The sequence below is a fragment of the Rhizobium sp. BK456 genome, from assembly GCF_014194045.1.
Classification (GTDB): domain Bacteria; phylum Pseudomonadota; class Alphaproteobacteria; order Rhizobiales; family Rhizobiaceae; genus Rhizobium; species Rhizobium redzepovicii.
This window is the reverse complement of the sequence record NZ_JACIAO010000009.1, coordinates 67,373-79,765: the sequence shown is the minus strand read 5'-3', so window position 1 is coordinate 79,765 and position 12,393 is coordinate 67,373. Positions and strand designations below refer to the sequence as shown.

Here is a 12,393-nt window from a genome sequence, read left to right as displayed (position 1 = left end):
ATACACAGCCGGTGTTGCCGCGTCAGCTCTTCGGAGGGGCGATGCTTTCCCGCAGGATAAGCTTGCTGCGGATGATGGTGCGCACCGAGACCGGGTTTTGCTTTTGGCCAATGGCGTCGAGCAGGAGTTCCACCGCGGCGCGGCCCATCTCTTCCACCGGCTGCTCGATCGTCGAGAGCGGCGGCGCGGAGAATTCGCAGACCGGGGAGCCGTCGAAGGAGACGACGGATAGATCGTCGGGAATGATCAAACCTGCGCGCTTGATGCAGCTGACGAATGAAATGGCCATGTCGTCGCTGGTGGCGATGACCGCCGTCGGTTTTTCAGCCAACTCCGCGAAATCGTCTGCCGCCTGCACGCCGATATCGAAACCGTGCTGATAATCGAGGCGACCACCCGAGCGATGCACGGACTCCTTCGGTAAGCCGGCTGCCTCAAGCGCCTCGAGCACACCGCCATAGCGCTCGACGTCGTGATAATTGCCTTCAGGTCCTGCAAGATAGAAAAACCGCCGATGGCCCAGCCGGATCAGTTCGGCCGTGACATCGCGCACAGCTTCGCGGTCATTGGTCACGACGCTCTGCAGGCCCGCATCGCTCATGTCGAGCAGCATCGACACGATCGGCAGGCCGGAATTTGCCAGCGAGCGCCCGTCGACCTCGGGAAGCTTCGACGACAGAATGATGGCGCCGCGGACGCTGCCGCCGAAGGCGAGATCGAGAATGTGCCGCTCGGAAATCTCATCACGATCGAGGTTGGCGATCATCAGATTGTAGCCACCTTGGATCAGCGATTTGTTGATGCTCTGCAGGACCTGCGGAATGATCTGTGAGACGCCGTAATAAAGCGATCCGGGCAGAATGATCATGATGATGTTGGATTTGCCAACCCTGAGGCCGCGCGCCATCGCATTCGGCGTATAGCCGAGTTGCTTGGCCGCGGCGTTGATCTTGGCGCGGGTCTTTTCGTTAACCCGCCCCGGGTTGGCGAGCGCACGGCTGACCGTCGATATCGCAACGCCGGCGAGCCGCGCGACATCGGCCATCAATGCGCCCGATTGATCCTCGCTGACCACATCCTTGTTTTTATTCACGTTTATTTCTTTCTCTCGGATGCTTCGATTTGCAACTTTAAGACAGGCTATGGTCGATAGCAAACGTTTGCCAAAAATCGCTTGCCAAAAAGACCAGCTTGGCTATCATCTTCAAATGGCAAACGATTGCCATTTCTTAATGCGTTGAAAACCCATGACTTATTGGATGCGGGACTGTTGTTCCGCACGCCGATGGGTCGTGCCTCGAGAATGGACAAATTATGGCGACTGGCGACAGGCTGCACTTCGGCGTCGATCTCGTGACGTTCTTTCATCCCGGCTTCTGGGGCGTCGATAGCGATGATGCGATCGTCGCCTATGCGCGCGCCGAACCGCGCCCCTTCTGGAACAAGATCCTCGACAGCGTCAAGGCCTCCGGCGTCACCGGTGTCGAACTCACTTTTTCTCCCTTCAACTGGCAGGATGCGATCAAGACCTATGGTTCGGTCGACGCTTTCGCGGCCGAGCTGGAAAAACGCGGCTTGACGCTCTGCAGCGGCTTCTTCGCGGAATTGGAGGCGGCGGGTGATTTTGCCGACCCCGCGGCTCAGCGCGCGCTGATCGACAAGGCGGAACGCTATGCCGACTTCCTGAAAGCCTGCGGCAGCGACATCATGGTGATCGGCGCGCCCTTGCGCCAGACGCTCGGTGCCCAACCGGTACAGTTTCATGATTTCGACCGTGCCAAGGTGATTGCCGATTTTCTGAACCGGCTCGGAGCGATCCTCTACGCGAGGGGCGTGCGGCTGGCGCTGCATACCGAGGCGCATTCGATCTTTGCCGCCGCGCGTGACGTCGACCTGATGATGCTTCTGACCGACCCGGCCTATGTGCATATGTGCCCGGACACGGCCCATATCATCGTTGCCGGTGCCGACCCCGTTCAACTCGTCGATCGCCATCACGAGCGGATGATCATCGCCCATTGGAAGGATGCGATCGGCCCCATGCCCGCCGACACGCCGATCGACAAGCATATCCACGATCGCCACCGTCCCTATTTCTGCGGCTTCGGCCTCGGTCGGGTCGACTGGCCGGCCTGGATCCGACTGCTGCGCGACCGGGCCTATGAAGGTTGGGCGATCCTCGAACTCGATGCCGCGCCGAATCCGGTCCGCGACATCGCCAATGGGCTAACGCTCGTCCGGCAGGCGCTCCTGCCGATCTATCGCTGACAAGACAATCCTGAAGACAACGAACGCCCCGCAAAGAGGGCATTTTCAAGAGGTGGAACAATGAAGACCATGATGAAGCTTTTTCTTGCCGGTGTGGCATTCGCCGGTCTCTTCGCTTCGGCGCATGCTGAGGACAAGCCAACAATCGAGATCATGTCGTCCTGGACGTCGGGCGGCGAAGCGGCAGCCCTCAACGTCATCAAGACCGAATTCGAAAAGCGCGGCGGCGTCTGGAAGGATTCCTCGATCGCCGGCTTCGGCGCCGCCGATGCGGCGTTCCAGAACCGTATTGTCGCCGGTGACGCGCCCGGCGCCAAGCAGGGTGTCATCGGTCTCGCCGCTGCGGATTTCGTCGGCCAGGGACTGTTCTACCCGATCGACGATGTCGCCGCTGCCGGCAAATGGGCCGACGTCCTGCCGACATCGATCCATGATCTCATCTCTTACGACGGCAAGGTCTATCTCGCGCCGACCGGCGCCCACGGCGAGAGCTGGGTCTTTTATTCAAAGGAAGCCTTCGGCAAGGCCGGCATCGCCGAGGAGCCCAAAACCTGGGACGAGTTCTTCGACGACTTCGACAAGCTGAAGGCTGCCGGCATCGTTCCCGTTGCCTGGGGCGGCCAGCCCTGGCAGCAGACCAAGGTCTTCAACATGATCCTGCTCTCGCAGGTCGGGATCGACGGCTTCCTGAAGATCTATGTCGACAAGGACAAGAGCCAGGCCTCCATTGACGGCGTCAAGAAGACCCTCGAAATTCTCGGCAAGCTGCGCGGCTATGTCGATGCCGGGGCTGCCGGCCGCAACTGGAACGACGCAACAGCCATGCTGATCACCGCCAAGGCCGGCGTCCAGTTCATGGGCGACTGGGCAAAGGGCGAATTCACCGTTGCCGGCAAGGAACCAGGCAAAGATTACGGCTGCATGATCGTGCCGGAGTCCAAGGGCATGGTCTATATCGCCGATTCCCTCTGGTTCCCGAAGACCGGCAATGCCGCGACCGACAAGGCGCAGAAACTTCTCGCTGAAGTCGTCATGGATCCCGCCGTCCAGGTCGAATTCGCTTTGAAGAAGGGCTCGGTTCCAATGCGCACCGATGTCGACAAGTCGAAGCTTGATGTCTGCGCCCAGAAGGGTGTCGAGCTCATGGCTTCCGGCGCGATCGTCCCGGATCAGGCAATCGTGCTGACACCCCAGCAGGTCGGCGCGCTCGACGATTTCGTCGACGAATACTGGAGCGGTGGCTCGAACGATGCGGCCTCTGCGGCTCAGAATTTCTTCGCCGTCTTCGAGTAGAATAGTGCCTGCGGCGTCGGCCTGATCCCGGCGCCGCGGCAGCCGCCGCCGCTGCCTCGCGCGGTGGCGTGTGCCCCGCTTTCCGTCAACGAGCTGGCCGATGCCCATCAAACGCAAGCCCAATCTTTCCGCCACCATCGCCCTGTTGCCGACTTGGTGCGCCGCGGTCGCGGTCTTCATTGGCACCATGGCCTGGTCGATCCGCCTGTCCTTCACCAACTCGACGCTTTTTCCGTCCTCGACCTACGTCGGATTTGCCCAGTATTCGAAGCTGTTCTCTTCCGCCAAGTGGCTCGCATCGCTGCAAAACGTGTTGATCTTCGGCGTGCTCTACGTCGCAGGCTGCCTGTTGCTCGGCTTTCTGCTGGCCGCGGCGCTGGATCGAAAGATCCGCTTCGAAAGCGCCTTCAGAACCATATTTCTTTATCCCTATGCCATGTCCTTCGTGGTGACCGGGTTGATCTGGCAATGGATGCTCAATCCGACGCTCGGCATCCAGGCGAGCGTGCGGTCGCTCGGCTGGGAAAGCTTCGTCCTCGACTGGGTGGTCAACCGCGACATGGCGATCTATGCGCTCGTGCTTGCCGGCGTATGGCAGGGTGCGGGGCTGGTGATGGTCATCGCGCTTGCCGGCATGCGCGGCATCGAGGCCGAGCAATGGAAGGCGGCGCGCATCGACGGCATTCCCGTCTGGCGCATCTACACCTCGATCATCCTGCCGCAGCTCGGGCCGGCGCTGGCCGCGGCCGGCATGCTGCTCGCCATGGGCGTGATCAAGACCTACGACATCGTCGTCGCCATGACCAATGGCGGTCCCGGCAATGCGACTGAGGTGCCGGCAAAATTCATTATGGACAATCTGTTCGGGCGCCAGAATCTCGGCCTCGCCACAGCCGGCGCAACAGTACTTGTCCTCGGCGTCATCATCGCCGTCGCTCCCTTCCGCTACGCGATGCATATACGCGCCAGAGCAAAGGGAGCCGCGTGATGACCGGTCCCCATCCGAACGGCCCGAAACCGGCGCGCCTGACGGCCGGGCGGATCGGCCTCTATGCCTTCCTGGTCGTTGCCGCGCTTTTCTTCCTGCTGCCGCTCTACACCATGGTCGTCACCTCGCTGAAATCGATGGACGAAATCCGGCTCGGTCAGATCTTTGCCCTGCCGGCGACGCTCGATTTCTCCGCCTGGGTGACCGCCTGGTCGGGCGCCTGCATGGGAACCGTCTGTGTCGGCATTCGTAGCGGCTTCTGGAATTCGGTGGCGATCACCCTACCCGCGGTGGCGCTCTCGGTCTTCATCGGCGCCGTCAACGGCTATGCGCTGTCGCTCTGGCGGCCGCGCGGGGCAAACCTGCTCTTCGGTCTGCTGATGGCCGGCGGTCTCATCCCCTATCAGATCTTCCTCTACCCGATGGTCCGGGTGATGGCGAATATCGATCTCTACAATTCGCTCGCCGGCATCATTCTCGTGCATGTCATCTTCGGCCTGCCGCTGGTGACGCTGCTCTTCCGCAATTATTTCGTCAGCGTGCCGGAAGAGCTCTGCAAGGCGGCACGCGTCGACGGCGCCGGCTTCTGGCGGATCTTTTTCGAGATCATGCTGCCGATCGCCGTGCCGATGGTGGTTGTTGTCTCCATGCTGCAGTTCACCGGCATCTGGAACGACTTCCTGCTCGGTCTGGTTTTTGCCGGGCGCGACAACCTGCCGATGACGGTGCAGCTCAACAATATCGTCAACACCACGATGGGCGAGCGGACCTACAACGTGAACATGGCGGCGACGATCCTCACCGCCATCGTTCCGCTCGCCATCTATTTCCTATCCGGCCGCTGGTTCGTGCGCGGCATCGCCGCCGGCGCAGTCAAGGGGTAACGTTTCCATGCAATCTGCCGTTTCCGTCAAGGACCTGAAGATCGCCTATGGCGACCATACGGTGATCGAGAAGCTGTCGATCGATATCGCCCCGCAGGAATTCCTGGTGCTGCTCGGCCCTTCCGGCTGTGGCAAGTCAACGCTTCTGAGCGCAATTGCCGGCCTCCAGGATATTACATCAGGCGAGGTGTGGATCTCAGGCAAGAACGTCAGCTGGGAAGAACCGAAGGACCGCGGCATCGGCATGGTCTTTCAGTCCTATGCGCTTTACCCGCGCATGTCGGTCCGCAAGAACCTCTCCTTCGGCCTTCGTATCGCCGGTCTGCCGAAAGCCGAGATCGAAGCCCGTGTCGCCCGGACGGCTGCCCTCCTCCATCTCGAAGCGCTGCTCGACAGGCGCCCAGCGGAGCTTTCCGGCGGCCAGCGCCAGCGTGTCGCCATCGGCCGAGCGCTGGTGCGGGAAGTCGATGTCTTCCTCTTCGACGAACCGCTGTCGAACCTCGACGCCAAGCTGCGCAACGAATTGCGCGTCGAGATCAAGAAGCTGCATCAGCGCCTCGGCAACACAATGATCTACGTGACCCATGACCAGGTGGAGGCGCTGACGCTTGCCGACCGCATCGCCATCATGCGCGACGGTCTGATCCAGCAGCTCGCTTCGCCGGCCGAGATCTATCGCTGTCCGGCCAATCTCTTCGTCGCCAGCTTCATCGGCGCGCCGGCGATGAATTTCGTCGAAGGCCGGATCGAGCGCAGCGGCGCCTCGCCGCTCTTCCGGAGCAAAGGGCTCGCCGTCGAGCTCTCCGGCTATGCCTTTAGCGCGGGGGCGGCGGAAGGACCGGCAACACTCGGCTTTCGCCCCGAACACCTCGTGCTCGACGGGGCGACAAGCCGCCTGCCCACCATTCCCGGCCGCGTTTCCGTCGTCGAGCCGATGGGGTCGGATGCGGTCGTCTGGTTCGACTGGGCCGATCAAAGCCTTTCGCTGAGACTCATGGGCGACGTGGATCTGCAGCCGGGCGACGCCGTGGCTCCCGGGCTCGATATCGCCAAGGCGTCGCTCTTCGGCGCCGATGGATCGCGGCTCTGATGCGCCGCGCCTTTGTTTTCTCGCAATTGCCGGCGCGCTGCGCGCCGATTTGAGCAATTGCTCCAGGACAGGATTTGGAAAGACATGTCTGAGATCGTCTATGATGCGCTGGTGATCGGCTCCGGCGCGGCGGGTTCTTTCGCGGTCAAAGAACTGACGGCGCAAGGACTATCCGTGCTCCTTCTGGAGGCAGGTCCTGCCGTCGGGCCTCAAGATTTCGACCCTGCACGCAAGAAGGCGCCCGCCAGCAGCATCAATATCTGGGAGCGCGCCCGGGCCACGATCAAGGGCCAACCGATCCAGGCGCGGGCGGCTTTTTTTACCGAGCGCTTCAGCCATTTCTTCGTCAACGACCGCAAGAATCCCTATACGACGCCGAAGGGCGAGCCTTTCCTGTGGATCCGCGGCCGCCAGGGCGGCGGGCGTCTGCACAGTTTCGGCCGCGTGCTGCTGCGCTGGACCGACGACGATTTCAAGATCCGGTCGCGCTCTGGAAAGGGTGTGGACTGGCCGGTCTCCTATGACGAGCTCACGCCTTTTTACGACGAGGTGGAAACCTATCTCGGGCTTTACGGCAACAAGGATGATGTGCCGAGCCTGCCGGATGGCATCTATGCCAAACCGGCAGGCCTGACGCCCGCCGAGCAGATCTTCAAGCAGGCGGTCGAAAGCCGCTGGCCGGAGAGGCACGTCGTCTCCTGGCGCTACATTGCGCCGGACGCCGAACGCATGCCGCGGCCGCTCAGGGACGCCAAGGCCACCGGCCGGCTGACCGTCCGCTACGACGCCGTCGTTCGCCGCATCACCACCGACGAGAAAACCGGCCGCGCCACCGGCGCGGAATTCATCGATCGCAACACGGGTCATGTTTCGACTGCCCGTGCCGCAACGGTGGTTCTTTCCGCATCGCCGATCGAGAGCGTGCGGCTGCTGCTCAATTCGGTTTCGGCAAGACATCCTGACGGGCTCGGAAACAGCTCGGGCGTCCTCGGCCGCTATTTCATGGACCAGCTTCCCTGCCTCGCCTTCGGCTCCTTTTCGAAGGCGAAGGGCTGGGCGCAGGATGAATCCGCTCCGGCCGACCCGTTCTACAATCCATCGGGCGGGATCTTCATCCCCCGCTTCGGCGAGGGTGATGCCGCCCGCGGCGATTTCGACTACCAGGGCAGCGTCGGCCGGGCGCCGGTTTCGGGAGATGCCGATGCGCGTCTCGCCTTCTTCGGCTTCGGCCGAATGCTGCCCTATGCCGACAATCGCATCACCCTCGATGGCAGGCGCAAGGACGCCTGGAACATTCCCGTGCCGCATATCCGCTGCGTCATGCAGGCGGAGGAGCAGGCGCTGCTTCACATGCAGGAGGAGACGCTGATCGCCATGGTGAGCGAGGTCGGCGGAGAACTCGAATTCATCGGCTCGCCCACCGGCCTCAAGGAGATGGGCAAGGGCGCTTTCCCCGACGCCGATGCTTTCAGCCGCTTCATGTTTCGCACATGGTTTCGCAAGACCATGTGCATGGGTGCGGCAATCCACGAAACCGGCGGTGCCCGCATGGGCGAAAGCCCGGACGTGTCGGTGCTCAACCCTTTCAATCAGGTCTGGGATGCCCCAAACCTCATCGTCACCGACGCCAGCGCCTTTCCCGGCAGTGGCATCGCCGGCACGACGCTCACCGTCATGGCCCTGACGATCCGCGCCTGCCGAAACCTGGTCGACCGGTACCGGGCGGAGCAGCTTTAAGGCGCGCTTGGAACGAGAGGCGGGAGTAACCGTTTCAGCTCGATCAGTGGTCGTCATATCACCTTCGCACTGACATGCTCCTGTCAACAAAAGCAGGAAGGGAAAAACCATGTCGCAATCGCATCAGGACCAGCTCAGCCGGATAAAGGCCGAAATCGCCGACAGCTTCGATGAGGAGCTGGAAATGCAGATGGAGGAGGACCGGCTGGACGATCTGGTCACCGAGGGAATGTCGGAACCGGCCGAGCAGACGCTCGAGCGAAAGATCTATTTCCGCGAACTCTTCCGGCTGCAGCACGAACTGGTGCGGCTGCAGGATTGGGTTCAGCACAAGAAGCTGAAGGTCGTCGTGCTTTTCGAGGGCCGGGATTCGGCCGGCAAGGGCGGCGCGATCAAGCGCGTCACCCAGAGGCTCAATCCGCGCGTCTGCCGCACCGTCGCGCTGCCCGCCCCGACCGAGCGGGAGCGCCATCAATGGTATTTCCAGCGTTACGTCCCGCATCTCCCAACCGCTGGCGAGATCGTGCTCTTCGACCGCAGCTGGTACAATCGCGCCGGCGTCGAGCGCGTCATGGGGTTCTGCACCCCGGAAGAACTTGAGGAGTTCTTCCGCTCGGTGCCTGAATTCGAACGGATGCTGGTCCGCTCCGGCATCGTGCTGATCAAATACTGGTTTTCGATCACCGACGAGGAGCAGGAATTCCGCTTCAAGATGCGCATCCACGATCCGCTGAAGCAGTGGAAACTTTCACCGATGGATATGGAAAGCCGTGTCCACTGGGAGGAATATACCAAGGCCAAGGAAGAAATGCTGGCGCGCACCCACAGCAAGGATGCACCCTGGTGGGTGGTGCAGGCGGTGGACAAAAAACGGGCGCGATTGAACTGCATCGCCCATCTGCTCGAACAGATCCCTTACGAGGATGTTCCGAAACCGGATATCGAGCTGCCGGATCGTATCCGCCACGCCGACTATAACAGGGCGCCGGTTCCGCCTGAAATGCACGTGCCGGAGCGATATTGAGGCATAACTCTACCTGCCTTCACGGTCGCAGATGACGAGCGGACTCCAGCTTCGCCGAAGTTTCGGCTATCGCTATCCCACGTGTGAGCGTGGTGCAGCGATAGTGCGCGGCCTTAGAAGATCAGGCGGCGATGTTTCCGATTTGGTTGAGTTCGTCGATAGTCTCATCCGGCAGAACGAGCGCGGCAGCGGCGAGGTTCTCCCTCAGATGGCCAACGGACGAGGTGCCGGGGATCAGCAGGATGTGCGGCGCGCGGCGTAGCAGCCAGGCGAGTGCCACTTGCATGGGCGTGGCATCAAGGCGTGCGGCGACATCGGACAGGGTGGACGACTGCAGCGGGGTGAAGCCGCCGAGCGGGAAGAAGGGCACATAAGCGGTGCCATCGCGGGCGAGTTCGTCGATCAGGCGATCGTCGGCCCGATGCGCAAGATTGTACTGGTTCTGCACGCAGACAATCTCGGTGATCCCGCGCCCTTCGGCGATCTGCTTCGATGTGGCGTTGCTTAAGCCCACGTGACGGACCAAGCCCTGCCGCTGGAGATCGGCAAGCACCGTCAGGGGTGCTTCTATCGAGCCTTCCGCGGGGCCATGAACGTCGAACATGATTCTGAGGTTGACGACGTCAAGCACCTCAAGCCCTAAATTACGAAGATTGTCGTGGACCGCCGCCGTCAGTTCTTCCGGCGAAAAGGCAGGGTTCCATGATCCATCCGTGCCGCGTCGTGCGCCGAGCTTGGTGACGATGACAAGGTCGTCACGATAAGGATGGAGCGCTTCACGGATGATCTGGTTGGTGACGTGCGGACCATAAAAATCGCTGGTGTCGATGTGGTCTACGCCGCTCTCAACCGCCTCGCGCAACACGGCCAAGGCCGCGCCATGATCCCTGGGCGGGCCAAAGACGCCTGGCCCGGCAAGCTGCATGGCTCCGTAACCGAGCCGCTTTACGTTGCGGTCGCCGAGTTTGAAGGTTCCGGATTGATCGATGATGGACATGACCTCACTCCTTTCAAGAGATGACGCCAAGATAGGCGTTGTCGGCGCGCCTGATAATTCGCTACAATCCGCACAGGCTGTGCGGAGTGGCGAACAGTGAAAGTCGATTTGGGCGATCTCAATGCCTTCGTTGCGGTGGCGCGGGCCGGTGGTTTTCGCGAGGGTGCGCGTGTAAGCGGCGGCAGTGCTTCTTTCCTCAGCGAGGCGGTGCGTCGGCTGGAGGCCGAGCTCGGCGTCAGGCTCTTCAACCGCACGACACGCAGCGTCGTTCCGACCGAAGCGGGTAGAGGCTTGCTGGAGCGGCTCGGCCCTGCGCTGACCGAGGTGGAGTCTGCGCTCGACGTGGTCAACGGATTTCGCGACCGGCCGGCCGGCTCGCTGCGGCTCAATGTACCGGGCAGCGCGGCGCGGCTGGTGCTGCCCGCCATCGTTCCGCCGTTCCTCGAAGCCTATCCCGACATTCGCCTTGAGGTGATCACCGAGGAGAGTTTCGTCGATGTGCTCGCTGCCGGGTGCGATGCCGGCATCCGCTACGACGAACGGCTGGAGCAGGATATGATCGCCGTGCCGATCGGGCCGCGTGTCCAGCGCTTCGCCACCGCAGCTTCGCCTGTCTATCTCGACCGCCATGGCCGGCCGCAGCATCCGAGCGAACTGCTCGGCCATGCCTGCCTGCTGGGCCGTTTTGCCAGCGGCGCGCTGACGACGCCATGGGAGTTCGAGCGAGACGGTGAGGTGGTGCGGGTCGAACCGTCAGGACCGTTGATCGTCAGGGTCGGCGGGGCGACCGATCTGACCGTCGACGCAGCGATCTCGGGCACCGGAATCATTTGCGTATTCGAGGACTGGCTGCGCCCACACCTCGACACCGGCGCCCTCGAGCCCATCCTGGAACCCTGGTGGCAGCGCTTTTCCGGGCCGTTTCTCTATTACCCCGGACGGCGACTGGTGCCGGCGCCGCTCAGGGCATTTATCGATTTCGTCAAGGCCTCGAACAGGCAGGCTTGAACAGCGCTGGATCCGTCAAAGCTGGACCTCGGCATTGCCGCCCATATCGGGCTTGCTGTTCGAGACCGCTGCGGCGGCCATCTTGATATAGCTGATGATCGTGCCTGGACTGTCCCAGTATTCGGCCGAAGACGGGATCATCTTGAGGATGCGGATGGAAGGATCGTCGGGATTGTCCCACCACGCCTTGGCCGGCGTCGCCCATAATTCCCTGATCTTTTCGCGGTCGTTCTGCACCTCGGCCGTGCCCGACAGAGAAACGTATTTCTGCCCCTTGGTATCGGCAAAGGCGAGGCACACATTTGGCCAGCAGGCGATCTCATCGTCCTTGTGGCTGGCCACATCGGTCAGAAAATAGACCGCGTTCTCGAGCTGCGCGCTATAGGCGGACATCGGGCGGGCACGCAGATCGTCACCGCTGCGGGTCGTCAGCATGCAAAACCCTATTCTGTCGATCAGTTCCCATACCCGCGTCGCATCGTTATGCTCGGCCATCGTCATCTCCATTTGGCAAGAGGAGACGAAGTAACCATTTGCCGTGGCCAATGTTCCGCAAACTCGACCACTGCCACCGTCCCTGCGCTTGTTTCTCAGTGCACGCTTGGGGTTTCCATGACCATTGCGAAGTCTTCAGCGACCAGTTCGCTGACGGCGATGAGAATTTCCTCGCGGGAAAAGCCTGAGATCAATGCGCGTTGGATGAGATCCTGCAGATCCGGCTCCACGACATCGCGGCAATCCTCGAGGCGTTCTTCTGAAACGGTGAGGCTATTCAATTCGTCCATTGTCTGTCCTTTCCAGGGAATGCAACCGTCGAAGCTCGGCAAGCCGGTCGTACGCTCTTTGGCTGGAATTGCTCTAACGGGCGGCCGTCCGCTTCGGCTTGACGATCAGGCCTTCGCGCTGCAGCTGCTTGCGTGCCGCCTTACGCTGCCGGCTGATCGCCTGCGCCTTTTCCCTGACGCGCCGTTCGGAAGGTTTCTCATAGGCGCGCCGTTCCTTCATTTCGCGGAACAGGCCTTCGCGCTGCATTTTCTTTTTCAAGACCCTGAGGGCCTGATCGACATTGTTGTCTCTGACAACTACCTGCATTTCGAATTCTCC

General features: G+C 61.7%; 13 protein-coding genes. 8 read left to right on the top strand and 5 right to left on the bottom strand.

The genetic code is table 11. From position 1 onward, the window contains the following. Window positions 1-22: 22 nt before the first annotated feature. On the bottom strand, window positions 23-1,093 hold the full coding sequence (locus FHX03_RS23875; protein ID WP_183855759.1) for a LacI family DNA-binding transcriptional regulator: 1,071 nt from the start codon (window positions 1,091-1,093) through the stop codon (window positions 23-25). A 221-nt stretch (window positions 1,094-1,314) separates the two neighbouring features. Here FHX03_RS23875 and FHX03_RS23870 point away from each other — a divergent pair, with 221 nt between their 5' ends. The 7 genes from FHX03_RS23870 to ppk2 all read left to right on the top strand — a co-directional run bounded on the left by FHX03_RS23870 (window position 1,315) and on the right by ppk2 (window position 9,284). Continuing rightward, entirely contained in the window at window positions 1,315-2,268 is a 954-nt protein-coding gene (locus FHX03_RS23870; protein WP_183855757.1) for a sugar phosphate isomerase/epimerase family protein, read from the top strand. A gap of 60 nt (window positions 2,269-2,328) precedes the next feature. Next, the gene (locus FHX03_RS23865; RefSeq protein WP_183855755.1) at window positions 2,329-3,561 is read left to right on the top strand and encodes an ABC transporter substrate-binding protein; all 1,233 of its coding nucleotides are present in this window, start codon (window positions 2,329-2,331) and stop codon (window positions 3,559-3,561) included. A gap of 100 nt (window positions 3,562-3,661) precedes the next feature. Continuing rightward, the gene (locus FHX03_RS23860) at window positions 3,662-4,549 is read left to right on the top strand and encodes a carbohydrate ABC transporter permease (RefSeq protein WP_183855753.1); all 888 of its coding nucleotides are present in this window, start codon (window positions 3,662-3,664) and stop codon (window positions 4,547-4,549) included. Continuing rightward, window positions 4,549-5,433 (top strand): carbohydrate ABC transporter permease, encoded by an 885-nt coding sequence (locus FHX03_RS23855; RefSeq protein ID WP_097626119.1) that lies wholly within the window; start codon window positions 4,549-4,551, stop codon window positions 5,431-5,433. Before FHX03_RS23860 ends, FHX03_RS23855 begins: the two co-directional genes overlap by 1 nt. 7 nt (window positions 5,434-5,440) lie before the next feature. Further along, the gene (locus tag FHX03_RS23850; protein ID WP_183855751.1) at window positions 5,441-6,523 is read left to right on the top strand and encodes an ABC transporter ATP-binding protein; all 1,083 of its coding nucleotides are present in this window, start codon (window positions 5,441-5,443) and stop codon (window positions 6,521-6,523) included. 84 nt (window positions 6,524-6,607) lie between these two features. After that, window positions 6,608-8,260: a GMC oxidoreductase gene (locus tag FHX03_RS23845; protein WP_183779964.1), complete on the top strand. Its 1,653-nt coding sequence runs from the start codon at window positions 6,608-6,610 to the stop codon at window positions 8,258-8,260. Between the two features lie 109 nt (window positions 8,261-8,369). Next, window positions 8,370-9,284, top strand: coding sequence for a polyphosphate kinase 2 (gene ppk2, locus FHX03_RS23840; protein WP_183855749.1), 915 nt, complete (start codon window positions 8,370-8,372; stop codon window positions 9,282-9,284). Window positions 9,285-9,405: 121 nt separating this feature from the next. On the opposite strand, the gene FHX03_RS23835 is transcribed toward ppk2, so the two are convergent. Next, window positions 9,406-10,281, bottom strand: coding sequence for an aldo/keto reductase family oxidoreductase (locus FHX03_RS23835; RefSeq protein ID WP_183779962.1), 876 nt, complete (start codon window positions 10,279-10,281; stop codon window positions 9,406-9,408). Between the two features lie 96 nt (window positions 10,282-10,377). On the opposite strand from FHX03_RS23835, the gene FHX03_RS23830 reads away from it, so the two are divergent. Next, on the top strand, window positions 10,378-11,289 hold the full coding sequence (locus FHX03_RS23830; protein ID WP_183855747.1) for a LysR family transcriptional regulator: 912 nt from the start codon (window positions 10,378-10,380) through the stop codon (window positions 11,287-11,289). Between the two features lie 15 nt (window positions 11,290-11,304). On the opposite strand, the gene FHX03_RS23825 is transcribed toward FHX03_RS23830, so the two are convergent. The 3 genes from FHX03_RS23825 to rpsU form a co-directional block, all read right to left on the bottom strand. Further along, window positions 11,305-11,784: a pyridoxamine 5'-phosphate oxidase family protein gene (locus FHX03_RS23825; protein WP_183855745.1), complete on the bottom strand. Its 480-nt coding sequence runs from the start codon at window positions 11,782-11,784 to the stop codon at window positions 11,305-11,307. A 95-nt stretch (window positions 11,785-11,879) separates the two neighbouring features. After that, window positions 11,880-12,074 (bottom strand): hypothetical protein, encoded by a 195-nt coding sequence (locus tag FHX03_RS23820; RefSeq protein ID WP_097626113.1) that lies wholly within the window; start codon window positions 12,072-12,074, stop codon window positions 11,880-11,882. A gap of 73 nt (window positions 12,075-12,147) precedes the next feature. Continuing rightward, the gene (gene rpsU, locus FHX03_RS23815) at window positions 12,148-12,381 is read right to left on the bottom strand and encodes a 30S ribosomal protein S21 (protein WP_183855743.1); all 234 of its coding nucleotides are present in this window, start codon (window positions 12,379-12,381) and stop codon (window positions 12,148-12,150) included. Between the last annotated feature and the right edge of the window lie 12 nt (window positions 12,382-12,393).